The 23,163-nt window shown below is 67.6% G+C and carries 22 protein-coding genes; 14 read left to right on the top strand and 8 right to left on the bottom strand.

Annotated elements, in window-relative coordinates; genetic code table 11:
- Nucleotides 1-987: a methylmalonyl Co-A mutase-associated GTPase MeaB gene (meaB, locus tag ASE63_RS01005; protein WP_056795161.1), complete on the bottom strand. Its 987-nt coding sequence runs from the start codon at nt 985-987 to the stop codon at nt 1-3.
- Between the two features lie 145 nt (nt 988-1,132).
- On the opposite strand from meaB, the gene ASE63_RS01000 reads away from it, so the two are divergent.
- The 3 genes from ASE63_RS01000 (at nt 1,133) to ASE63_RS00990 (ending at nt 4,400) form a co-directional block, all read left to right on the top strand.
- Complete coding sequence (locus ASE63_RS01000; protein ID WP_082609545.1) at nt 1,133-2,287, top strand: alpha/beta hydrolase; 1,155 nt, start codon at nt 1,133-1,135, stop codon at nt 2,285-2,287.
- Nucleotides 2,288-2,408: 121 nt separating this feature from the next.
- A complete protein-coding gene (locus tag ASE63_RS00995; RefSeq protein WP_056795155.1) occupies nt 2,409-3,410 on the top strand; it encodes an alpha/beta hydrolase in 1,002 nt (333 codons plus the stop codon).
- 96 nt (nt 3,411-3,506) lie between these two features.
- Entirely contained in the window at nt 3,507-4,400 is an 894-nt protein-coding gene (locus ASE63_RS00990; RefSeq protein WP_056795153.1) for a hypothetical protein, read from the top strand.
- A gap of 4 nt (nt 4,401-4,404) precedes the next feature.
- Here ASE63_RS00990 and ASE63_RS00985 read toward each other — a convergent pair whose 3' ends face one another.
- Nucleotides 4,405-4,863 (bottom strand): Lrp/AsnC family transcriptional regulator, encoded by a 459-nt coding sequence (locus ASE63_RS00985; protein ID WP_056795150.1) that lies wholly within the window; start codon nt 4,861-4,863, stop codon nt 4,405-4,407.
- Between the two features lie 155 nt (nt 4,864-5,018).
- Here ASE63_RS00985 and ASE63_RS00980 point away from each other — a divergent pair, with 155 nt between their 5' ends.
- Both ASE63_RS00980 and ASE63_RS00975 read left to right on the top strand, forming a co-directional pair.
- Nucleotides 5,019-6,302 carry a cystathionine gamma-synthase family protein gene (locus tag ASE63_RS00980; RefSeq protein ID WP_056795147.1) on the top strand — a complete coding sequence of 428 codons (1,284 nt, stop codon included), beginning with the start codon at nt 5,019-5,021 and terminating at the stop codon, nt 6,300-6,302.
- Nucleotides 6,299-7,138: a lytic transglycosylase domain-containing protein gene (locus ASE63_RS00975; RefSeq protein WP_156410132.1), complete on the top strand. Its 840-nt coding sequence runs from the start codon at nt 6,299-6,301 to the stop codon at nt 7,136-7,138. The genes ASE63_RS00980 and ASE63_RS00975 overlap by 4 nt, the downstream gene beginning before the upstream one ends.
- 70 nt (nt 7,139-7,208) lie before the next feature.
- On the opposite strand, the gene ASE63_RS00970 is transcribed toward ASE63_RS00975, so the two are convergent.
- Nucleotides 7,209-7,970 (bottom strand): DUF3750 domain-containing protein, encoded by a 762-nt coding sequence (locus ASE63_RS00970; protein ID WP_056795144.1) that lies wholly within the window; start codon nt 7,968-7,970, stop codon nt 7,209-7,211.
- A gap of 194 nt (nt 7,971-8,164) precedes the next feature.
- Here ASE63_RS00970 and ASE63_RS00965 point away from each other — a divergent pair, with 194 nt between their 5' ends.
- The 5 genes from ASE63_RS00965 (at nt 8,165) to ASE63_RS00945 (ending at nt 12,523) form a co-directional block, all read left to right on the top strand.
- Nucleotides 8,165-9,277: a polyamine ABC transporter substrate-binding protein gene (locus ASE63_RS00965; RefSeq protein ID WP_056795141.1), complete on the top strand. Its 1,113-nt coding sequence runs from the start codon at nt 8,165-8,167 to the stop codon at nt 9,275-9,277.
- Nucleotides 9,278-9,314: 37 nt separating this feature from the next.
- The gene (locus ASE63_RS00960) at nt 9,315-10,469 is read left to right on the top strand and encodes an ABC transporter ATP-binding protein (protein ID WP_056795139.1); all 1,155 of its coding nucleotides are present in this window, start codon (nt 9,315-9,317) and stop codon (nt 10,467-10,469) included.
- Nucleotides 10,466-11,368 (top strand): ABC transporter permease subunit, encoded by a 903-nt coding sequence (locus ASE63_RS00955; RefSeq protein WP_056795136.1) that lies wholly within the window; start codon nt 10,466-10,468, stop codon nt 11,366-11,368. The genes ASE63_RS00960 and ASE63_RS00955 overlap by 4 nt, the downstream gene beginning before the upstream one ends.
- The gene (locus ASE63_RS00950) at nt 11,365-12,153 is read left to right on the top strand and encodes an ABC transporter permease subunit (RefSeq protein ID WP_056795135.1); all 789 of its coding nucleotides are present in this window, start codon (nt 11,365-11,367) and stop codon (nt 12,151-12,153) included. Before ASE63_RS00955 ends, ASE63_RS00950 begins: the two co-directional genes overlap by 4 nt.
- Nucleotides 12,154-12,253: 100 nt before the next feature.
- A complete protein-coding gene (locus tag ASE63_RS00945; RefSeq protein ID WP_056795134.1) occupies nt 12,254-12,523 on the top strand; it encodes a hypothetical protein in 270 nt (89 codons plus the stop codon).
- 59 nt (nt 12,524-12,582) lie between these two features.
- Here the strand turns inward: ASE63_RS00945 and scpA are convergent, their stop codons facing one another.
- From scpA to ASE63_RS00930, 3 genes are read right to left on the bottom strand one after another with little or no spacing between them, the layout of a single operon-like run.
- Nucleotides 12,583-14,748: a methylmalonyl-CoA mutase gene (gene scpA, locus ASE63_RS00940; RefSeq protein ID WP_056795131.1), complete on the bottom strand. Its 2,166-nt coding sequence runs from the start codon at nt 14,746-14,748 to the stop codon at nt 12,583-12,585.
- Nucleotides 14,745-15,569 (bottom strand): bifunctional hydroxymethylpyrimidine kinase/phosphomethylpyrimidine kinase, encoded by an 825-nt coding sequence (gene thiD / locus ASE63_RS00935; RefSeq protein WP_056795127.1) that lies wholly within the window; start codon nt 15,567-15,569, stop codon nt 14,745-14,747. Before thiD ends, scpA begins: the two co-directional genes overlap by 4 nt.
- Nucleotides 15,570-15,582: 13 nt before the next feature.
- Nucleotides 15,583-17,562 (bottom strand): methylmalonyl-CoA mutase family protein, encoded by a 1,980-nt coding sequence (locus tag ASE63_RS00930; RefSeq protein WP_056795124.1) that lies wholly within the window; start codon nt 17,560-17,562, stop codon nt 15,583-15,585.
- Nucleotides 17,563-17,767: 205 nt separating this feature from the next.
- Between ASE63_RS00930 and ASE63_RS00925 the strand changes: the two genes are divergently transcribed.
- Complete coding sequence (locus tag ASE63_RS00925; protein WP_056795121.1) at nt 17,768-18,541, top strand: SDR family oxidoreductase; 774 nt, start codon at nt 17,768-17,770, stop codon at nt 18,539-18,541.
- Between the two features lie 15 nt (nt 18,542-18,556).
- Here ASE63_RS00925 and ASE63_RS00920 read toward each other — a convergent pair whose 3' ends face one another.
- Together ASE63_RS00920 and ASE63_RS00915 are read right to left on the bottom strand one after the other, a co-directional pair.
- Entirely contained in the window at nt 18,557-18,835 is a 279-nt protein-coding gene (locus ASE63_RS00920; RefSeq protein WP_056795120.1) for an I78 family peptidase inhibitor, read from the bottom strand.
- Nucleotides 18,836-18,972: 137 nt separating this feature from the next.
- Entirely contained in the window at nt 18,973-19,359 is a 387-nt protein-coding gene (locus ASE63_RS00915) for a hypothetical protein (RefSeq protein ID WP_056796492.1), read from the bottom strand.
- A 156-nt stretch (nt 19,360-19,515) separates the two neighbouring features.
- Here ASE63_RS00915 and ASE63_RS00910 point away from each other — a divergent pair, with 156 nt between their 5' ends.
- The 3 genes from ASE63_RS00910 to ASE63_RS00900 all read left to right on the top strand — a co-directional run bounded on the left by ASE63_RS00910 (nt 19,516) and on the right by ASE63_RS00900 (nt 23,152).
- Entirely contained in the window at nt 19,516-21,054 is a 1,539-nt protein-coding gene (locus tag ASE63_RS00910) for a helicase HerA-like domain-containing protein (RefSeq protein ID WP_056795117.1), read from the top strand.
- Between the two features lie 122 nt (nt 21,055-21,176).
- The gene (locus tag ASE63_RS00905; RefSeq protein ID WP_056795114.1) at nt 21,177-22,574 is read left to right on the top strand and encodes a dipeptidase; all 1,398 of its coding nucleotides are present in this window, start codon (nt 21,177-21,179) and stop codon (nt 22,572-22,574) included.
- Entirely contained in the window at nt 22,571-23,152 is a 582-nt protein-coding gene (locus ASE63_RS00900) for a TIGR00730 family Rossman fold protein (protein WP_056795112.1), read from the top strand. The genes ASE63_RS00905 and ASE63_RS00900 overlap by 4 nt, the downstream gene beginning before the upstream one ends.
- Nucleotides 23,153-23,163: the final 11 nt, after the last annotated feature.

Genomic DNA, 23,163 nt, shown 5'->3' with positions numbered 1-23,163 from the left:
TCAAAGGCCCAGCGCCCGGGCGATTTCCTCGGCCGCCAGCGTCGGCGCGAGCCTGCCTGCCGCCACCTCGGCTTCGAGGACGGGCGTTCGCGCCTTGAGGGCCGGATCGTGCCGGAGCCGGGCCTGCAGCCGGTCCTCGACCATGGCCCACATCCATTTCACGTCCTGGCGCCGCCGCCTGTCTTCGATCAGCCCCTTCGCCTCGTGGCGGGCGCGATGGTCCTCGATCTTCGTCCAGAGCGCATCGAGACCTTCGCCGGTCAGCCCGGAGATCGTGATTACCGGCGGCGTCCACAGGCTCGATGCCGGGGCAAGGATATGCAGAGCCGATCGGTACTGCGATGCCGCGGCGCGGGCTGCGGTCGCGCCGGCGCCGTCCGCTTTGTTCACGGCGATCATGTCGGCCAGCTCGATGATGCCCTTCTTGATGCCCTGAAGCTCGTCGCCGGCATTGGGCAGCATCAGGACGAGAAAGAAGTCGGTCAGGTCGGCCACGGCGGTTTCCGACTGCCCGACGCCGACAGTCTCGACCAGGATGACGTCGAAGCCCGCCGCCTCGCAGAGCAGCATGGTCTCGCGCGTCCGGGCGGCGACGCCGCCAAGCGTGCCGGAAGACGGCGACGGGCGGATATAGGCGGCCGGATCGACGGCGAGCCTGGCCATGCGGGTCTTGTCGCCGAGGATCGAGCCGCCGCTGCGTGTCGAGGACGGATCGACGGCGAGCACCGCGACCTTGTGCCCCCTGGCGGTGAGAAAGCTCCCTAGCGCGTCGATGGCCGTCGATTTGCCGACGCCGGGTACGCCGGTGATGCCGATGCGAATCGCGCCCCCGGTCCGCGGCAGGAGATGCTGGATCAGGGCCCGCGCCTGCTCGCGATGGTCCGCCCGGCGCGATTCGGCGAGCGTGATGGCGCGCGCCAGCGCGGCGCGCTCGCCGGCGAGCAGCTTGTCGGCGAGAACCGCGACGGGATCGGGAAGAGCGCCCATGCCGTCCACCTAGCAAGGCCACAGGGCCGGCGACAAGGCTCGGCCGCGGCCCGAATCCCGGCGGCTGTGTCCTTGAGGCCTCTTGATTCTCGATCGCTTCGCCGGTCACCTGTCGTCACTGGCGTTCCAAGCGACGGTTGGGTGAATGGCATTGCGTCTTCGGGTTCTCGTCTTTGCGGTTCTCGCGCCTTTGCTGCTGGTCGCCTGTGGCACGCCGCGTGTGCTCGACCTTAGCGTGGCGCCGGCCCAGCAGGGCGCCGAGACGGTCGAGATCTTCGTCGCCACCACGCGCGAGGCTTCCGCCGAGCCGGTCTATTTCAGCGGCGAGCGCGGGCCGCGTCTCGCCTTCGCCCGGCTCCAATTCAGCGTACCGCCGAACCACAAACCCGGCGAACTCGAGCTTCCCGATTCAGGCCCGGGCGATCCGGCGAAGCACTTCACCGTCACGAAGGTGCAGCGGCTCGATCTCGCCCCGGTCGTCGCGGAGGTCCGCCGCGAGATCATGCGCAAGCCGGCCGCAGAGCGCGACGTCCTCGTCTTCGTTCACGGCTTCAACACGAATTTCGCCGATGCCGCCTATCGTTTCGCGCAGATCGTCCATGATTCCGGCTTCAAGGGCGTGCCGGTGCTGTTCACCTGGCCCTCGCGCGGGCAGCTCCTGGCCTACCCTTACGACCGCGAGAGCGCCTTCTACTCGCGCGATTTCCTGGAGCTCAACCTGCGGGCCATCGCGCGTGACCTCGGCACCACGCGGATGGATATCCTCGCCCATTCGATGGGCACGTTGCTCACGCTGGAAACGCTGCGGCAGGCCTCGATCCGTGGTGACGGCTCGTTCGGCGGCAAGCTGCGCGACGTGATGCTCGCGGCTCCCGACGTCGATCTCGACTTGTTCAAGCAGCAGATGCGGGAGATCAAGCGTCCGGTGACCGTCTTCGTCTCGGCCGACGACCGAGCGCTCGATTTCTCGCGGCGTTTCGCCGGCGACAAGACCCGTCTCGGGGCGGTCTCGGCCAAGGACACCGAGATCATCGCCGATCTGGAAAAGCTCGGCGTCAAGATCATCGACCTTTCGGCGGTCGCTTCGGGCGATAGCTTCAACCATGCCAAATTCGCGTCCTCGCCCAGGGTCGTCCAGATGATCGGCCAGCGGCTCCAGGCCGATCGAGGCATCGCGACGGCAGGGCCGCAACTCGGGGACAGGCTGGGCGATGTGGCCGGCGGCGTCGTCGGCACCGTGGGCTCGACGGTCGGGCTCGTCGTGACGGCGCCGATCACCATCCTCTCCGGCGGCCGCTGATCCGGTGCGACGATCGGTGCGCGGCTGATCGCTCGCTTCGCCGCATTATGGCCGTGTTAGGCTGTCGTTAAGGGGCTGCTGGCCAACTCGGCCGATCAACAGCCATCGGATTCCTGACACGATGCCCCTTTCGCGGCACGCTTCTTCCTGCCGCAGGGCGGCACTTTCGGCCCTGCTCGCGCTCGGGCTCGCAGCCTGCGCCCAGACTGAGGCCGCGATTTCCCCGTTCGAGGTGCCAACCCGCGCGGATGCCTCCGCGCTCGGCAAGGAACCGGAACTCCTGGTCGTGACCACGCGCAAGCCAGTGGGAGGGCAGCAGCCCTTCTTCGGCTCCGACCGTGCGTCGCTGACATTTGCCGAGGCCAGGCTATCTCCACCGGGGCGGGGCATTTCGGGCCGTGTCGCTTCGGCCGTTGCCGGAGACTGGGCGGTGCTCGGCATCGACAGCCAGACCTCGAGCAACGCGGCGCAGGCCTTCTCCGAGGCCGCGACCGGGCGCGACGTGCTGCTCTACGTGCATGGCTACAACGAGACTTTCGAATCCGCCGCGCGCAGTGCCGGGCAGCTTTCCCATTCGCTCCAGTTCCAGGGCAAGACCGCGGTCTTCTCCTGGCCCTCGGGCGGCCAGCTCTTCGACTACGCCTATGACCGCGAAAGCGCGCTTTGGTCGCGCGACGGATTCGTCAGGGCGCTGCGGGCTCTGGTCGCCAACCCGACGGTCGGCCGCATACACATCGTCGCCCATTCGATGGGCACCTTCCTGACGCTGGAAGGCCTGCGCGAGCTGCGTGATTCGCCCGAGGTTCAGGCCCGCATCGGCTCCATCGTGCTCGCGTCGCCGGACGTCGACATCGACGCCTTCGAGCAGACCGTCACCAGGCTCGGCCCGCTTGCCAAGCGCATGACGGTTATCATCGATCCGGGCGATCGCGCTCTGGCTGTTTCCGCCCGCATCGCCGGTGGCGTCGCCCGCGCCGGAGCCGCCGACCGCTCGCGCCTGGAAGCGCTGGGCGTGCGCGTGGCCGACACCTCCGGCCGCGGCTGGAGCATGCTGCGGCACGACCTCTTCCTCTCGGACAGCGAGGTCACGCAGGTGGTGCGCCGCGCGATGGATCGCGGCTAGGGCAGCTGCCCGACCTGCAGAAGAGCGGTCCGGAGCGCTTGCCGGCAAGAGCGGCCGCGCGCAGGATCGCTGCGATGGTCCAGCGGAGAAGCGGCGATGATCCGGCGGGCGACAGCGTTTGTACTGCTGAGCTGGCTCGGCCTCCATGGAGTGGCGGCTCACGACCTGACGCCGTTCCAGGAACCCGGCCGCGGCCATGTGCTGCATGAGGATGTCTCCGCAGCCGGCTCCGAGACGATCAATATCGAGACCTATGTGCCGGCGGCCTGCGCGGGGAAGCCTTGCCCGCTCGTCGTCTCGGTGCACGGGCTCAATCGCAATGCCGAGGCCGCGCGCGAGAACTGGGTGGAGGCGGCCGAGCGTTACGGGCTCCTGATCGCCGCTCCGCATTTCGACAAGGAGCGTTTCCCGACGCGGCTGTTCCAGCAGGGCGGGGTGCGCGGCGAGCCGGACCGCACCCGGTGGGTCTATTCCGTCATCGAGCGCTTCTTCGATCGCGCGTTGAAAAGTGGCCGCGTCGCGGGGGAAAGCTATCTGCTCTTCGGCCATTCGGCCGGCGCGCAGTTCGTCCATCGCATGGCACTGCTGCTGCCCGAGGCCCGCTACTCCACGGCGGTCAGCGCCAATGCGGGCTACTATACGCTCCCGGTCTGGCGCGAGGGCGCGGATGGCCGGGCCTATCCCTATTCCCTCGCGGGCACCCCGGCGACGGAAGCCACGCTCAAGGCTGCCTTCGCCAGGCCGCTCTGGGTGATGCTGGGTGACCAGGACATCGACCCCGACCATCCCCAGCTCAACAAGGGCAGGGGAGCCGAGGCGCAGGGGCCCGACCGTATGGCGCGCGGCCAGAATTTCATCGCCGTTGCCGCCAGCGAGGCCAAGCGCCTCGGCGTCGAAAGCCGCTGGCGCGAAATCATCGTGCCGGGCGTCGCACATGAGCAGCGCAAGATGGCGAATGCGGCGGCCGATGCGCTGTTCGGCGGCAAATGACGACTCAGATCGCCGGCAGGCCGATGCGCTTCTTGACGGTGGCGAGCGCGAAATTGGATTCGACCGACTGGATGCATTTCAGCCGGGTCATCTTCTGCTTCAGGAAGCGCTCATAGCCTTCGATCCCGTCGGTCAGCACGCGCAGAAGATAGTCCCGCGAGCCGGTCATCAGATAGCATTCCTGCACCTCGCCCCAGGTCTCGACGGCCTTCTCGAACTCGGTGATGTGCTCCTGCGTCTGCTGCATCAGCCGCACCGAGCAGAATACGCTGAACGGCAGGCCATAGGCCTTCGGGTCGACCACGGCCGTGTAGCCCTGGATCACGCCGGTGTCCTCCAGCCGCTTCAGCCTCCGCAGGCAGGGTGTCGGCGACAGGCCGATCTTCTGCGACAGGTCCTGATTGGTGATACGGCCATCCTCCTGAAGGACGGCGAGCATACGGCGATCGACGGCGTCGAGCATGAAGTGCCCCGGTTAGGATCATTTTTGGCAGAAAACTGCTGAAATCGGTTCATAGAGAGTTGGAGGCATCCAAGCAATCGCCGGCCTGCGGCATTATTCTTTGGTCCGGAGCGGATCTGCGCGCGCTTTTGCCGGCGCCCCGACAGGAGATCACCATGAGCGACGACAGCTATCACAAGGACCGCATCGCCAATCGCAGGCTCCATCCCGAGACGCTGATGATGGGCTTCGGCTACTCGCCGGCGATGTCGGAGGGCTCGCTCAAGCCCCCGGTCTTCCTGACCTCGACCTTCGTCTTCGCGAACGCCCAGCAGGGCAAGGATTTCTTCGACTTCACCTCCGGCCGCCGGCAGCCGAAGCCGGGCGAGAAGCCGGGCCTGGTCTATTCCCGCTTCAACCACCCGAACATGGAGATCCTCGAGGATCGCCTGGCGATCTGGGACGAGGCCGAGCGCTGCGCGGTCTTCGCCAGCGGGATGGCGGCGATCGCCACGACCTGCTTCGCCTTCCTCAGGCCCGGCGACACCATCCTGCATTCGCGCCCGCTCTATGGCGGCACGGAAACGCTGCTGAAGAACCAGATGGGCGCCTTCGGGATCACGCCCTTCGGCTTCACCGACGGCCTCGACGTCGGCCAGATGCGCGCGACCGCGAAGGCCGCCGCGGCCAAGGGCCGCGTCGGCATGATCCTGGTCGAGACCCCGGCCAACCCGACCAACGGGCTGGTCGATCTCGCCGCCTGCAAGGCGGTCGCCGACGAACTCGAGAAGAGCCAGGGGCACCGTCCACCGGTCGTGGTCGACAACACCATGCTCGGCCCGAAATACCAGAAGCCGCTGAAGCACGGCGCCGATCTCTCGCTGCTTTCGCTGACGAAATATGTCGGCGGCCATTCCGACCTCGTCGGCGGCTCGATCAGCGGCTCGGACGCGCTGGTGCGGCAGGTCAAGGGCTGGCGCGGCTCGCTCGGCACGCAACTCGACCCGAATTCCTGCTGGATGCTGATGCGTTCGCTCGAGACCCTCGACATCCGCATGAGCCGCGCCAACGAGAACGCCAAGCTGGTGGCCGAATATCTCGCGAGCCATCCGAAGATCGCGAAGGTGCATTATCTCGGTGCCCTGGCGCAGAGCGACCCGCGCAAGCCCGTCTTCGACCGGCAATGCAGTGCCGCCGGCTCGACCTTCGCCTTCGACGTCAAGGGCGGCGAGAAGGAGGCCTTCGCGCTGCTCGACAACCTGCAGATCATGAAGCTCGCGGTCAGCCTGGGCGGTACCGAGACGCTGGTCTCGCATCCTGCCGCGATGACGCATTCGGGCGTCGCCCGAGAATTGCGCGAGGAGATCGGCCTCACCGATGCCCTGATCCGCATTTCGGTCGGCATCGAGAATATCGAGGATTTGATCTCGGACCTGGCGCAGGCGCTGGAAGCGGTGTGAGACCGGCGGCGTTCGTCCTGCTCGCGATCCTGGCCATGCCCGGCATGGCCGGCCGCGCTCATGCGACCGCGCCGCAGGAGAGCATCGCCGAGACGATCTGCCGGCTGATCGAGCGCGAGGCGCGCGCGAACGAGCTGCCCGTCGCCTTCTTCACCCGGCTGATCTGGCGCGAGAGCAGCTTCCGCCCCCATGTCACCAGTTCGGCCGGGGCCCAGGGCATCGCGCAGTTCATGCCGGGCACGGCGCGCGAACGGGGCCTGGCCGATCCGTTCGACCCGGAGGCGGCCATTCCCGCATCCGCCGGTCTTCTCGCCGCGCTGAAGGCGCAGTTTGGCAATCTCGGTTTGGCCGCAGCGGCCTACAATGCCGGGCCGGCGCGGCTCTCGCGCTGGCTCGAGCGCGGCGGCTCGCTGCCGTTAGAGACGCAGGCCTACATCCGCTTCATCACTGGTCGCAGCATCGACGAGTGGCGCCCCGCGCCGGGCGAGGCGCCGCCTGCCGCGACGCTCGAACAGACCGACTGCCTGCCGACGGTCGCCGCCATCCGCCGCTATACGCCGCCTGCGCTGATCGAGGGTGTCTACGCGCCCTTCGGCGTCCAGCTTGCCGGCAACGTCTCGAAGGCGCGGGCGCTTCGCTCCTACCAGGCGCTGGCGACGCGATTCGCCTCGCTGCTGGCCGACAGGCCAACCTTGATCCTCGGCTCGCGCATCGCCGGGCGTGGACGCGCGCCGTTCTACCGCGTCCGCTTGCCGGAGCAGACGCTACGCGCGGCCAGTCTCTTTTGCGACCGGCTGCGGCGAGCGGGCGGCAGTTGCGTGGTGCTGCGGAACTAGTGGGGGCTCGTTCATTCCGGGCTCGGGCCTGCGGCCCGCCCCGGAATGACGGCGCGGCTTTGGCTGCGAGCTAAGATGTCCGCAGGACCATGGCCACCGGGTCGATCCGCCCCCAGCCCGGCAGCTTCAGCGCCGGGCTGCGCAGGTCGAAGCCCGCCACGAGACCGAGCAGATTGACCTCTACCCCTTCGACCCAGCCGATCGTAAGCCCGGCGACCCCGTAGAGCGAGGCCTGTACGCCGGTGCGGCTCGGCGTCAGCCCGGCATAGAGGCCGTCCTCGCGGAAATCCTTGCCGATCGCCGTTGGGGGCAGTGCCTGCGCCAGTTCCGGCACCTCCGCCAGCACGTGCTGGACGAAGCTGTTCGAGTTCGGGCCGGGCCAGGCAGCATAGCTGCCGGGTGTTACATAGGCATAGCTCTGCACCGCCTGCCGGATGTGTGGAATCAGCCGTTCTGCCGCATCGCCACGAAGCTCGCCGACGAGTTCCGGGACATTGCCGTACCAGCGCCCATCCGCCTCGCGGTGGTTGACCCGCACCGGCGTTCCCCAGCCGACCACGTCGAAGCGGGTATAGGCCGAGGCGCCGCGCTCCTTCACCACCACCCAGGAGTGATGCGCGAAGACGCCGCGCCAGCGGCCGACCCGTGCTGCGAAGACATGGATCGTCGCCTCGGGCTCGATCGCCGCGGCGGGCAGCAGATTCGCGCTCGACCAGTCGGCGCGACGCCAGTCCTGCGCCAGCGGCTGCCAGTACCACCAGCCGGCATGGCTGGCGACGGGCAACAGGAAAGCAAGGGTGAAGAGCAGGAGGAAACGGCGGACATGACGCATGGAGCACGATATGGGCCGACGCTCGTCGCCGGCAAGAATCGTCGCGATCACGCTCGCGTCAGCGGAAGTGGCACGGCCGCTGACGCCGGGTTCAACGAGCGATGCTGTGCGTGGCGGCGGGCCGGCGGCCTATGCCGGTTGAAGCCGAGGGGAAAGGTGTTAGCGTGCGGCCGCCAAGACGATGGAGGGGCAGATTGGGTAGCACGACCAAGCGACTGACCGGGGCGATCGCTGCCTGCGCGATCGGGTTGGGACTTTTCGCCGCGCCGGCGGCCGCGCAGGACAAGCAACTGCGCATCTTCAACTGGTCCGACTATGTCGATCCGGAGGTGCTCGACGCCTTCAAGAAGGAAACCGGCATCACGGTCGTCTACGACACCTTCGACCAGATGGAGACGGTCGAGACCAAGCTCCTCGCCGGCAAGACTGGCTACGACCTGATCGTCGTCACCGCCTCCTTCCTGCCGCGCCACATCCCGCTCGGGATCTACCAGCCGGTCGACGCCGCCAAGGCGCCTAATCTCAAGAATCGCTGGCCCGAGATCCAGACGCGGCTGTCGAAATACGATCCCGGCAACAAATACGCCGTGAACTACATGTGGGGCACCACGGCGATCGGCTACAACACCGCCAAGATCAAGGAGCGTCTCGGCCCGGACGCGACGGTCGACAGCTGGAAGATCCTGTTCGAACCCGAGCAGCTCAAGAAGCTCTCGAATTGCGGCGTCCACGTCCTCGATGCGGTCGAGGAGATGTTCCCGGCGGCGCTGCGCTATCTTGGCCTCGACCCGGACTCCAAGAAGGAGGCCGATCTGAACAAGGCCGGCGAGCTCCTGCGCAAGATCCGGCCGCACATCCAGAAGTTCCATTCGTCCGAATACATCAACGCCCTGGCGAACGGCGACATCTGCCTGGCCGTCGGCTATTCCGGCGACATCCTCCAGGCCAAGAAGCGGGCCGAGGAAGCCAAGAACGGCGTCCAGATCGCCTATTCGATCCCGAAGGAAGGCGCGCTGATGTGGTTCGACTCCTTCGTGATTCCGAACGATGCCGGCAATGTGGATGCCGCGCTGAAGTTCATAGACTTCATCAACAAGCCCGAGATGGCGGCGAAGAACTCGGACTTCATTCAGTACGCCAACGGCAACCTGGCCTCGAAGCCGCTGCTCTCGGCGGCCGTGCGCGACAATCCCGGCATCTATCCGCCGGAAGAGGTGATGGCGCGGCTCTATACGATCACGCCCTATGACCAGAAGTCGCAGCGGCTGGTCAACCGGCTCTGGACCCGCGTCAAGACCGGCAAGTGAGCCGTCGGTCGACCGGTTCGCGACAAGGGCGGCGAGCATGAAGAAGACCTCGCCCGGCAGCGTGCGCCGGGCCTTCCAGCCCTGGAGCGACCCGGCGGCCCAGCCGCTGGTTTCCTTCAAGGGCGTGACCAAGCGCTTCGGCGAAATCACCGCCGTCGGCGATCTCTCACTGTCGCTCTACCCGCGCGAGTTCTTCGCGTTGCTCGGGCCTTCGGGCTGCGGCAAGACCACGCTGATGCGCATGCTCGCCGGCTTCGAGCAGCCGGACGAGGGGCGAATCCTGCTGGATGGGCAGGACATCACGTCGGTGCCGGCGCATCTGCGGCCGATCAACATGATGTTCCAGTCCTACGCGCTGTTCCCGCATCTCAGCGTCGCCGGCAACATCGCCTATGGCCTGAAGCGCGAGGGTTTGCCGCGGGCCGAGATCGACAGCCGCGTCGCCGAGATGCTGGCCCTGGTCAAGCTCGAGGGGATGGGCGGCCGCAAGCCGCATCAGCTGTCCGGTGGCCAGCGCCAGCGCGTCGCGCTCGCCCGTTCGCTCGCCAAGCGCCCGAAGCTGCTTCTGCTGGACGAGCCGATGGCGGCGCTCGACAAGAAGCTACGCGAGCAGACCCAGTTCGAATTGATGGACCTGCAGAGCGAGCTCGGCCTGACCTTCATGGTCGTCACCCACGACCAGGACGAGGCGATGACCATGGCCGACCGCATGGCGGTGATGGATCATGGCAAGCTCGTCCAGACCGGCCCACCGGACGTGATCTACGAGGCGCCGGCCAACCGCCACGTCGCCGAGTTCGTCGGCGACATCAACATCTTCGAGGGGCGGATCGAAGCCGTCTCGGGCGATCTGGTCCGCGCGCGGCTGCCGCATGTCGGGACGGTCGAGCTCGACGAGGACGCGCCGGCGCTGAAGCCCGGCGAGGCGCTGCTCATCGGCATCCGCCCGGAGAAGATCGACATCGCGCATGACGAACCGTCCCAAGCGGCCAACAAGGTCTCCGGCGAGATCTGGGACATCGGCTATCTCGGCGACTTCACCATGATCCAGGTGATGCTCGGCGGGGAGGGCGGACAGCTCGTCAAGGTCGCGCTCGCCAATCGCACGCGCCGGCTGGCGCGCCCCTTCGCCTGGGAGGACAAGGTCTGGCTCTCCTGGGACGTCGAGGCGGGGCTGGTGCTGCCGGCATGAGCGCAACCGCCTCACTCCAGCGGCTCGGCCGGCTCGTCGTGGCTGTCCCCTATCTCTGGCTGGCGCTGTTCTTCCTCATTCCCTTCGCGATCGTGCTGCGGATGGCCCTCTCGCAGAGCGCGATGGCCTTGCCGCCCTATGCGCCGCATTTCGAGGGGCTGGCCCAACTCGGCGAATTCCTTTCGCAACTCGATCTCGAGAATTTCCGGTTGCTGGCCGACGACCCGCTCTACTGGCAGAGCTACCTCTATTCGCTGCGCATCGCGGCGCTGACGACTCTGCTGGCGCTGGCGATCGGCTACCCGCTGGCTTATGCCATGGCCTCGGCGCCGGCTCGTTGGCGCGGCATCCTCATCGTCTTCGTCATCCTGCCGTTCTGGACCTCCTTCCTGATCCGGGTCTACGCCTGGATCGGCGTCCTGCGGCCCGAAGGCCTGCTCGATGCGAGCCTCGCCTTCCTCGGGATCACGGCAGAGCCGCTGCGCCTGCTCAACACAGAGGCCGCCGTGCTGCTCGGCATGGTCTATTCCTATCTGCCCTTCATGGTGCTGCCGCTGTTCGCCACGCTGGAGAAGCTGGATCGCGGCCTGCTCGAGGCCGCCGCCGATCTCGGCGCGGCGCCGCTGACCGCCTTCCTGACTGTGACGCTGCCGCTCTCGCTGCCCGGCATCCTCGCCGGCTCGGCGCTGGTCTTCATCCCGGCCGTCGGCGAGTTCGTCATTCCCGACCTGCTCGGCGGGCCGGACACGGTGATGATCGGCAAGGTGCTGTGGGGCGAATTCTTCTCGAACCGCGACTGGCCGTTGGCCTCAGCGGTGGCTGTCGTCCTGCTCGTCGTGCTGGTGCTGCCGCTCGTCCTGCTCCAGCGGGCGCGGCTGCGGCGGGAGATGGCGACATGACCCGCCTCGGCCCCGGACTGATCCTCGCCCTCGTCGTCGGCTTCGCCTTCCTCTACCTGCCGATCCTGACACTCGTCGCCTATTCCTTCAACGCCTCGCGGCTGGTCACCGTTTGGGGCGGATTCTCGACGCATTGGTACGGCGCGTTGCTGCAGAACGAGCCGTTGCTCGATGCCGCCTGGCTCTCGATCCGCCTCGGCTTCGTCTCGGCGACGCTGGCGACCATCCTCGGCACGCTCGCCGCGCTCGCGCTGGCGCGGCATGGCCGCTTCGCCGGGCGCACCCTGTTCTCCGGCATGGTGCTGGCTCCGCTCGTGATGCCGGAGGTCGTGACGGGGCTTTCGCTGCTGCTGCTCTTCGTGGGGACGGAAGTCGAGCGCGGTTTCTGGACGGTGACGATCGCCCACGCGACCTTCAGCCTCGGCTTCGCCTGCATTGTCGTGCAGTCCAGGCTCGCCGGCTTCGACCGCTCTCTGGAAGAGGCGGCGCAGGATCTCGGCGCGACGCCCTTCGTCACCTTCTGGACCGTGACCCTGCCGCTGATCTGGCCGGCTGTGGCCGCAGCCTGGATGCTCGCCTTCACGCTCTCGCTCGACGATCTCGTCATCGCGAGCTTCACCACCGGGCCGGGCGCCACGACCCTGCCGATGCGGCTCTATTCAGCCGTGAAGCTCGGCGTTTCGCCCGAGATCAACGCCGCCTGCACGATCATGATCGCAGCGGTCGCCGTGGTCGTGATCGCAGCCTCGCTCCTGCTCAAGCGCCAGCAGGCGACGAGCGGCTAAACCGCGCGTGAACGGCGATCTCAAGCGCCGTTCAGACGTGATTTGCGAATGTCGGTGTCAGGCAAGGGGATGTCCCCGGCCACCAGACAGGACAGGGACCATGTTCCGCAAATTCGCCGGCGTCAGCCTCGCCACCTTCGTCGTCGGTGCGAGCGCCCTGGTCGCCGCAAGCTTCATGACGGCCGGTTCGGCCGAAGCGTTCGGCGGCCGTTACGAGCGCGGCTATGAACGCCCCGCCTATGGCTGGCGTCCGCCGCCGCCCGCCATGCACGGCTATTGGGGCCACCGCCGCTGGCAGCGCTACAATGAGGGCTTCCGGCCGCCGCCTCGTCACCACTACGGCTATGGCCGAGATTACGGCTGGCGCTGAGCCTGGCCAGCGGATGTGCCGATCCGGAGCAGGCGCGGCCTTCGGGCCGCGCCTGTCCGCTATTCCGCCGCGCTGCGCTGCGCGTAACCCAGCCGCCCGTTCAGATCCTCGAGCAGTTTCTCGGCCGCATCGGCGATGACGGTACCGGGTGGGAAGATTGCGGAGGCGCCGGCCTCGATCAGCGCCTCGAAATCCTGCGGCGGGACGACGCCGCCGACCACGATCATGATGTCGGGCCGGCCGGCCTTGGTCAGCGCCGCCTTCAGCTCCGGCACTAATGTCAGGTGCCCGGCTGCCAGCGATGAGACGCCTACGATATGGACGTCGTTCTCGACCGCCTGCCGTGCCGCCTCGTCCGGCGTCGCGAAGAGCGGGCCGATATCGACGTCGAAACCGAGATCGGCGAAGGCCGAGGCGATGACCTTCTGGCCGCGGTCATGCCCGTCCTGGCCCATCTTGGCGACGAGGATGCGCGGGCGGCGCCCATCCGCTTCCTCGAAGGCCTCGCACATCAGCTGGACGCGCGTGACGGCTGGATTCATCTCGCCGACCTCCCGCTTGTAGACGCCCGAGATCGCCTTGATCTCGGCCCTGTGGCGCCCGAACACCTGTTCCATCGCCAGCGAGATCTCGCCGACGGTGGCCTTGGCCCGCGCCGCCTCGACCGCGAGGTCGAGCAGGTTGGCGTCGCCGGCCGCGCCGTTGGTCAAGGCGGTCAGCGCCGCCTGCACCTTGGCCCCGCTGCGCTCGGCCTTGAGGCGCTTCAGCTTGTCGAGCTGCTGGGCGCGGACCGAGGCGTTGTCGACCTTGAGGACGTCGATCGAGGCTTCGTTGTCGGGCTTGAAGGCGTTGACGCCGATGATCGCCTGCTGGCCGGCGTCGATGCGCGCCTGCGTCTTGGCGGCGGCCTCTTCGATCCGAAGCTTCGGGATGCCGGCCTCGATCGCCTTGGCCATGCCGCCGAGCGCCTCGACCTCCTGGATATGGCCCCAGGCCTTCTTGGCCAGCTCCGCGGTCAGCCGCTCGACATAATACGAGCCGCCCCAGGGATCGATGATCCGGGTCGTGCCGCTTTCCTGCTGCAGCAGGATCTGCGTGTTGCGGGCGATGCGGGCGGAAAAATCGGTCGGCAAGGCGAGCGCCTCGTCGAGCGCGTTGGTGTGCAGCGACTGGGTGTGTCCCTGCGTCGCCGCCATCGCCTCGATCATGGTGCGCGGCACGTTGTTGAACACATCCTGCGCCGTCAGCGACCAGCCGGAGGTCTGACAATGAGTGCGCAGCGGCAGCGATTTCTCGTTGGTCGCGCCGAAATCCTTGACCAGCTTGGCCCAGATCAGCCGGCCGGCGCGCAGCTTCGCCACCTCCATGAAGAAATTCATGCCGATGGCCCAGAAGAACGACAGCCGCGGCGCAAAGACATCGACTCCGAGGCCGGCCCGCTGCCCGGCGCGGATGTATTCGACGCCGTCGGCCAGCGTGTAGCCGAGCTCGAGGTCCTGCGTCGCTCCGGCCTCCTGCATGTGATAGCCGGAGATCGAGATCGAGTTGAACTTCGGCATGTTCGCCGAGGTGTAGGAGAAGATGTCGCCGATGATCCGCATCGAGGGCGAGGGCGGGTAGATGTAGGTGTTGCGGACCATGAACTCCTTGAGGATGTCGTTCTGGATGGTCCCCGAGAGCTTCGCCGCCGGCACGCCCTGTTCTTCTGCCGCGACGATGTAGAGCGCCAGCACCGGCAGGACGGCGCCGTTCATCGTCATCGACACGCTCATCTGGTCGAGCGGGATGCCCGAGAACAGCGTGCGCATGTCGTAGATCGAATCGATCGCGACGCCGGCCATGCCGACATCGCCGCCGACGCGCGGATGGTCGGAGTCATAGCCGCGATGGGTGGCGAGATCGAAGGCGACCGACAGGCCCTTCTGTCCGGCCGCGAGGTTGCGTCGGTAGAAGGCGTTCGAATCCTCCGCCGTGGAGAAGCCGGCATATTGCCGGATCGTCCAGGGCTGGTTGACATACATCGTCGGGTAGGGACCGCGCAGATGGGGCGCGATGCCCGGCAGCGTATCGACGAAGGGCAGGCCCTCGCGATCCGCAGGGCCATATGCGGCCTTCACCGGGATGCCCTCCGGCGTCTGCCAGTCATCGCCGGCCGGGACGGTTGCGGGCGGCGCGGCATGCCCCGCGGCGAAGGAGAGTTTCGTGAAATCCGGGATCGCAGTCATGGCTTGCTCCCGTCGATCCTGTCCCACCAATGGTGGAAATGATGCACCGGGCCGTGACCGTGGCCAATGGCAACCTGATCCGCCGCGGCGATGGCAGCCGAGATATAGGTCTTGGCGTGGCCCACCGCTTCCGGCAGTGCGAGCCCCTGGGCCAGCCCCGCGGCGATGGCCGAGGACAGGGTGCAGCCGGTGCCATGGGTGTTGCGGGTTTCGAGCCGTGGCGCGTTGAACCGCTGCCGGGCGCCGCCCGCGAGCAACAGCAGGTCGCTGCTGACATCGCCGCCGCCATGCCCGCCTTTGACCAGGACATTGGCGGCACCGAGCGCCGCCAACTTCTCGGCCTGCTCGTCCACGGCCTGTTCGGTCTCGGCGACGCTGGTGCCGAGCAGGGCGGCTGCTTCCGGCAGGTTCGGGGTGATCAGCGTCGCCAGCGGGAAGAGATGCGTGCGGATCGCCTCGACCGCATCGGCCTCCAGAAGCCTTGCGCCCGAGGCGGCGATCATCACCGGGTCGAGCACGATGTTCTTGGCGCCATGCTTCCTGAGACCGGCGGCGACCGTCTCGATCAGTTCGGCGGTCGCGAGCATGCCGATCTTGACCGCGCCGACATCGAGATCCTCGAAGACGGCGTCCATCTGCTTGGCGACGAAGTCGCGCGGCACGGCATGGATGGCGCTGACACCCATCGTGTTCTGCGCAGTCAGCGCGACGATGACGCTGGCGCCATAGACCTGATGTGCAGCGAAGGTCTTCAGATCGGCCTGGATGCCGGCGCCGCCGCTGGAATCCGAGCCGGCGATGGTGAGGGCGATGGCGGTCAAGGCAGGTCTCCGGTCAGGCGATCACGATGGCCTGAGCACGCTCGAGCGTCTCGACCACATCGCAACCCATGTAGATGAACGACGAAACGCCCGCCTTGTTCAGCGCAGCCTCGCTCTCGCCCGGGTGTCCGGCGAGCCAGACCGTCGCGCCGGCTTTGGCGAGCGACTCGGTTGCGGCCGGGCCTTCTTCGGCATAGGCCGCATCCGAGCCGCACAGGCAGGCGAGCTTCGCGCCTGAATCTCGGAAAGCGGCGATGAGCGCGTCGAGATCGGTGGCGCCATTCGTGGCGAAGCCGTTCCCGCTTGGCGCGGCCAAGCCGCCGGCCTCGAACAGGTTGCGGGCGAAGGCGGCGCGAGCGGTGAAATCGGCGATCGGGCCCAGCGTCGCCAGGAAGACGATCGGCCGCTCAGTGGCGGCGTCGGCCTTGTCGCGCAAGGCCTCGAAAGGCTCGGCCAGCCGTGCCGAGGGCAGAGGCGCGGCGCGCAGGTCGTCCTCCGCGGCGCTCAGCGCGACATCGCGCGATGCGCCGGCCGCAAGCTCGCCGATGAGGCCGGCCTGATCCTGTTCCGACGCCTTGCGCAGAGGCTGCGTCGGCCGCCGGCGCGGAGGCTGCGCGACGTCGAGGACCGAGACCTTGGCTTCCGCGAGGTGCGGGAATTCGCTCGTGCCTGTGATCGGCTCTCGGCGCGTGGCGACTGCTTTGGCGCGCGCGCCGCGCTGCTTCGTCAACTCGGCCTGCAGCGTGCCGTGCACGAGGGCCGCGACGATGCCGGGCATGCCGTCGCGCGACCGGCCCTCCAGCTCTTGCAGCGCGGTCCAGGCCCGTTCACAAAGCGCCAGCGTCAGCGCCTCGAAGCTGCCGGCGCCGGCGGCCGGATCGGCGACGCGCCAGAGATTGGCCTCTTCCAGCAGGACCAGTTCGGTGTTCCGTGCGATGCGCCGGGCAAAGCCGTCGGGCAGGCCTAGCGCCGCGGTGAAAGGCTGAACGCTCAGCGAATCCGCGCCGCCGACGCCGGCCGAGAAGGCCGCGATCGTGCCGCGCAGGAGATTGACGTGAGGGTCGCGCCGGGTCAGCGAACGCCAGGCCGTTTCGGCATGCAGCACCATCGGCTTCGGCGAAAGTCCGCAAACCGCCTGGATGCGCTCCCACAGCAGCCGCGCCGCCCGGAACTTCGCGACGGTCAGGAATTCGTCGGTATCGGCGACGAGCGTGAACGAGATCGCGTCCCGCGCATCCTCCAGCGAAAGCCCGTTGGCTTCCAGCGCGCGCAGATAGGCGATGGCCGTCGCCAGCATCGCGCCGAGTTCCTGCGCCTCGCTGGCGCCGGCCTCGTGATAGGGCCGGGAATCGGCGCTGATGAAAGGCCCGGCGAAGCCACGCGCCTTCAGCACCCGGATCGTCTCGGCGAGCCTGCGACCGATCTCCGGCCAACCCGCGGCGAAGCTGCCGCTCGTGGCGAGCAGGCCGATCGGGTCCAGGCCGAAATCGACCGAGAGGCCGTCGGGCGAAAACCCGCGCTTCTCGACCAGGGCTGCCAGCAGGAGCGCGTTGACGCGGCCCTGGGGCGCGGGATCGAGCCGCAGCCGGATCAGATCGAGCATCACACCATCGAGTGCGGTGTCGAGCGCCGCGACATCGTCGGCGACGAGGCCGTAGCCGCGAGCGGCGCGCGCGCCGGACAAGCTCAAGGTCAGCGAATCCGCACCACCTTCGAGATCGGCGAGGGCGAGTTTCTGCGCTTCCGCCGGGTCCGGATGATCCAGGCGGGCCGCCACATGCCAGCGGCCGGCCTCAGCGCGTCGGGGGCGCTGGGTAGGCGTCGCTGCGGCATAGAGCGGCTCTATCCGGATGCCGTCCGCGGTGCGGCCGACAAGGCGCTTCTCGAAATCCGCGCCCTTCAGCACCTTGTCGACCGCTGCGCGCCACACCTCTTGCGTGGGCGCCGCGAAGGCGTCGAGATAGGGAAGCTCGGATGTCGATGCGGAACCCATGCGCGCTGACGCTCCTCTTATGTCCCCGTTACGACCGCGACATGCTGATTGCCACGCGCAGCCGCGCACCGCCATGCCTAGTTTGTCCAAGCCGGCGTGCGCTAACGCCGGCAGGTACTCCCGAGCGCCATTGGGTTGCCGCCGGTAGCCCCGGCTTTGTATGCAGGAGTTCGCGGCGAACAGATAAAAATTCGAAGGGGCGGCGATGACGAATAGCGCGACGGGAACTCCTTTCAGGCTGGACGGGCAGGTCGCTGCCGTCACGGGCGCCGCCCGCGGCATCGGGCGCCGGACCGCGGAACTTTTCGTCACCATGGGGGCGCGGGTCGTGCTGCTCGACCGTGATTCCGACGACGCGCAGGCCGCCGCTGCGGCGATCGGCGAAGCGGCTTCAGCCCGCGCGCTCGACGTCGCCGACGAGGCGCAGGTCGATGCTGGCTTCGCTGAGATCGTGGCGGCTCAGGGCCGGCTCGACATTCTCGTCAACAATGCCGGCATGGCGATCCGCCACCCTACGACCGAGCTCTCGCTTGCCGATTGGCAGCGCGTCATCGACGTGAACCTGACCGGCAGCTTCCTTTGCGCACGCGCTGCCGGGCGGCTGATGACGGCGCAGGGTTCGGGCGCGATCGTCAATCTCGCCTCGATCATGGGGCTCTCGGGCGGAGGGCTCTATCCGAACATCTCCTACCAGGCGAGCAAGGGCGCCGTGGTGAACCTGACGCGGGCGCTCGCGGTCGAATGGGCGGGGCAGGGGGTACGCGTCAACGCGGTCGCGCCAACCTGGGTCGATACCGAGTTCATCGCGGCGCTGAAGGCCAACGAGACGCTGATGGCCGAGGTCCGGCGCATGACACCGATGGGCCGCCTGGCCTCGACCGATGACATTGCCAACGCGATCCTCTATCTGGCGAGCCCGGCCGCGGGCATGGTCACCGGGCATATCCTCGCCGTCGACGGGGGCTTTCTGGCGCAGTAGCGTCCGATGAACGCCTCATCCGCAGGTCGCGCGCAGGATCTTGCCATCCGCGACCTCGATCGAGAGACGCCTCTCGTTGAAGTCCATCGTGACCGGATCGCCCGGCGCGATCTGGCGGACGATGCCCGCGCCGGTCATCCGCTTGAGCTCCTCCATCGGCAGCAGGGCTTTGTTGATCAGGCTGGCGGCAGCTTCCGACGAGCATTTGCCACGCGAATCCTGAGCGCCCGCCATCGACGTCAGGCCGGCGGTGAGCAGGATCGCGCCGGGGAGCGCGAGGGAGCGGATCGGCATGGCAGGGTCTCCTTGTCGAGCAATTCTCGCTGCATCCTGCACGGCAACAGCGTCATCGCGATGGCAGTCGCGTCGCCAAAAGGAAAAAGCCGCCCGTCGGGGCGGCTTCGAGGCTTGCAGCGCCTGCGAGGTCGCGCTCAGATGAACTGACCGAGCCCCGGGATGGCGCCGACGATCGCGCCCATCGCGTCCTCGCCTGCCTTCTCGCGGCCGACCGCGAACATCTCCTTCGAGACCGACTGGATCTGGCCCATCGAAAGGCCTGCGCCCATCAACTGGCCGCCGAGCGCCATGACGCCGCCATTGCTGCCCATCAGGCCACCGACCATGCCCATCATGCCGCCCTTGGCGCCGCCCTCGGTCGCCGCGAGTTCCTGCGCGCCGGGCAGCGCCGTCATCAGCTCGGAAATCTCGGTCGCCGGGCCCTCCTTCTGCAGGAAGGCGAGAATGATCCCGACCGCCTTGCGGGCAAGCTCCTCGCTGAGGCCGGAGGCCGCGATGACGCGGGCGATCAGTTCATCCATGGTGTCGGTCCTGTCGGTTGCGATATGCCGCGAGCGATAGTTCACATATCAACGGTTCGATCAAGTGGCGATCGCGTGCGGCGTCCGGGCTTCCGCCGGCCGGCGCGTTTCGCTACACCCTTGCCCTGACCCATCGATAGCACAACAGGCAGGCTCATGGCGGATGACGGCACGATTCTGATCGGCAAGAGCTGGAAGGAGGAACGTCTCCTCCTCAAGCTCGCCAACCGCCACGGCCTGGTGACGGGAGCGACCGGCACCGGCAAGACGGTGACCCTCCAGGTGCTGGCGGAAGGTTTCGCCCGCGCCGGCGTTCCGGTCTTCGCCGCGGATATCAAGGGCGATCTCTCAGGGATCGCCGCGCCCGGCGATTCCAAGCCGCCCTTCGTCAAGCGCGCCGAGGAGATCGGCGTCAAATACGAGCCCGACCAGTTCACGACCGTCTTCTGGGACGTGTTCGGCGAGCAGGGCCACCCGGTCCGCGCCACCATCTCCGAGATGGGCCCGCTGCTGCTCGCCCGCCTGCTCGATCTCAACGAGACGCAGGAGGGCGTGCTCAACATCGCCTTCCGCATCGCCGACGAGCAGAAGCTGCTACTGCTCGATCTGAAGGATCTGCGCGCGATCCTGGCCTTCATCGCCGAGAACGCGAAGGAACTGACGACGCAATACGGCAACGTCACGTCGCAGACCGTCGGCACGATTCAGCGCGCCCTGCTCGTGCTGGAGAACCAGAGGGGCGACATCTTCTTCGGCGAACCGGCGCTCGACATCGCCGACCTCATGAAGAGGGACCGCTATGGCCGCGGCATCGTCAACATCATGGCCGCCGACAAGCTGATGGCCAATCCGCGCCTCTACGCGACCTTCCTGCTCTGGCTGCTCTCTGAGCTGTTCGAGCAGCTGCCGGAGGTCGGCGACCTCGACAAGCCGAAGCTCGTCTTCTTCTTCGACGAGGCGCATCTGCTGTTCAACGGCGCGCCCAAGGCGCTGCTGACTGCGGTCGAGCAGGTCGTGCGCCTGATCCGCTCGAAGGGCGTCGGCGTCTATTTCGTGACGCAGAATCCGCTCGACATTCCCGATACGGTGCTGGCCCAGCTCGGCAACCGCGTCCAGCATGCGTTGCGCGCCTTCACGCCGCGCGACCAGAAGGCGGTCAAGGCCGCCGCCGAGACCTTCCGCCAGAACCCCAAGATCAATACGGCCGAGGCGATCATGCAGCTCGCCGTCGGCGAAGCGCTGGTTTCGATGCTGGAGGGCAAGGGCTCGCCGGAAGTGGTCGAACGTTCGCTGATCGCGCCGCCCATGGCGCAGGTCGGCCCCTGCTCGCTCCAGGTCCGGCAGCAGGCGCTGGCCGAGTCGGGGTTCAAGGGCAAGTACGACACCATGGTCGACCGCGAGTCGGCCTATGAGGTGCTGGCGAGCCGCAAGAACCTTGCGCCGGAGGGCGAGCCTGTCGAGGCCTCGACCACCGGTGGGGGCGGCATCCTCGACACGATCGGTGGCTGGCTCGGCGGCCAGACCGAGCGCCCCAAGACCGGGCCGGGCAGCCGCGGCGGCCGCATGCCGCAAAGCATGGCCGAAAAGGTCCTGACCTCGGCCGCACGCTCTGCCGCCACGACGATCGGCCGGCAGGTCGGCAGCGCGATCCTGCGCGGCGTGCTGGGCTCGATGATGGGCGGCGGCAAGCGCTGAGCGCAGGCCGGCGCGCAAGCGTCATGCCCGATCGAAGGGCTGACGCGGACGCCAAGCCTTGTCATGATGGCACGACCTGAAATGGCTCGCCGCTGATGCGGGAGCCCAGCCCGTCGAGTGCCATGTCCAAGCTGCCCGCGATCCTTTCCCGCCTCGATGCCGGTCTCGATGATTCGCTGACCAGGCTGTCCTCCTGGATCGAGATCCCGTCGATCTCGACCGATTCGGCCTTTGCGGCAGACAGCCGTCGCGCGGCGGAATGGCTGCGGGCGGACCTCGAATCGCTCGGCTTCGAGGCTTCGCTGCGCGAGACGCCCGGCCACCCGATCGTGCTGGCGCATCGGCCGAAGCCCGGCGCGCCGCATGTGCTGTTCTACGGCCATTACGACGTGCAACCGGTCGACCCGCTGCATCTCTGGGACAGCGACCCGTTCAAACCGTCGGTCAAGGAGATCGAGCCCGGGCGTAAGGTGATCACCGGCCGCGGCGCCTGCGACGACAAGGGCCAGGTCATGACCTTCGTCGAGGCGATCCGGGCGACGCTCGCCGAAACCGGCGAACTGCCGATCGGTATCACCATCATGGTCGAGGGCGAGGAGGAATCGGGTTCGGTCAGCCTGCCGGCCTTCGTCCGCGAGAATGCCGAGGAGCTGCGCGCCGATTTCGCCCTGGTCTGCGACACCGGCATGTGGGATCGCGAAACGCCGGCAATCACCGCTTCGCTGCGTGGCATGGTCTATCAGGAGCTCACGATCACCTGTGCCGACCGCGACCTGCATTCGGGCCTGTTCGGCGGCGCCGCCGCCAATCCGATCCATGTGCTGTCGAAGATCGTGGCCGCCCTGCACGACGACACCGGCCGCATCACGCTGCCGGGTTTCTATGAGGGCGTCGAGGAGCCGACCAACCAGCAGAAGGCGGACTGGGCCGATCTCGGCCTGACCGAGGAGGAATTTCTCGGCCAGATCGGCTTGCGGCATTCGGTCGGCGAGAAGGACCGCATGCTGATCGAGCAGATCCAGTCGCGCCCGACCTGCGACGTCAACGGCATCTGGGGCGGCTATATCGGCGAGGGCACCAAGACGGTGATCGCCGGCAAGGCTTCAGCGAAGATCTCCTTCCGGCTGGTCGGAAAGCAGGATCCCGACAAGATCGCGGCCAGCTTCCAGGCCTTCGTGCGCGAGCGCCTGCCGGCCGATGTCAGCGTCGAATTCACCGCGCACGGCGCTTCGCCCGCCATCGCGGTGCCGGAGGATTCCCCGGCGCTGGCCAAGGCGCGGGCGGCGCTCACCGAGGAATGGGGCCGCAAGGCCGTGACCATCGGTTCCGGCGGTTCGGTACCGGTCGTCGGCGACTTCAAGCGCCTGCTCGGCATGGACACGCTGCTCGTCGGCTTCGGGCTCGACGACGACCGCGTCCATTCGCCGAACGAGAAATACGACCTCTCCTCCTTCCACAAAGGCCAACGCTCCTGGGCGCGCATCCTGCAGGCCCTGAGCACCGAAAAGACAACCTCATGAAATCCGTCTGTGTCTTCTGCGGCTCCAACCCCGGAAATGATCCCGTCTATGCAGCCGCGGCCCGCGCGATGGGGGGAGAGATCGCGCGCCGCGGCATGGTGCTGGTCTATGGCGGCGGCGCCGTCGGGCTGATGGGCATCGTCGCCGACGCGGCACTGGCGGCCGGCGGCGAGGTCCACGGCATCATCCCCCGCGCCCTGCGCGAGAAGGAGGTCGGCCATCACGGGCTGACCCGGCTCGAAGTCGTCGAGACCATGCATATCCGCAAGGCGCGGATGGCCGAGCTGTCCGAGGGCTTCATCGCGATGCCCGGCGGGATCGGCACCTTCGAGGAGCTGTTCGAGATCTGGACCTGGGGCCAGCTCGGCATCCATGAGAAGCCGCTGGCCTTCCTGAACGTCGCGGGCTTCTACGACCCGCTGGCGAGCTTCCTCGACAACACGGTGGAGGCCGGCTTCCTGAAACAGGCCCACCGCGCCATGGCGATCACCGATACCGAGCCGGCGACCCTGCTCGACCGCATGGAGCAATATGTCCCGGCCGCGACCTACAAATGGGTCGAGAAGGAAGAGGTCTGACGCTCTCCGGC

This window comes from Allobosea sp. Root381 (assembly GCF_001429395.1).
Taxonomy (GTDB): domain Bacteria; phylum Pseudomonadota; class Alphaproteobacteria; order Rhizobiales; family Beijerinckiaceae; genus Allobosea.
The sequence above is the reverse complement of the archived record's forward strand: the minus strand, read 5'-3'. Positions and strand labels throughout refer to the sequence as shown.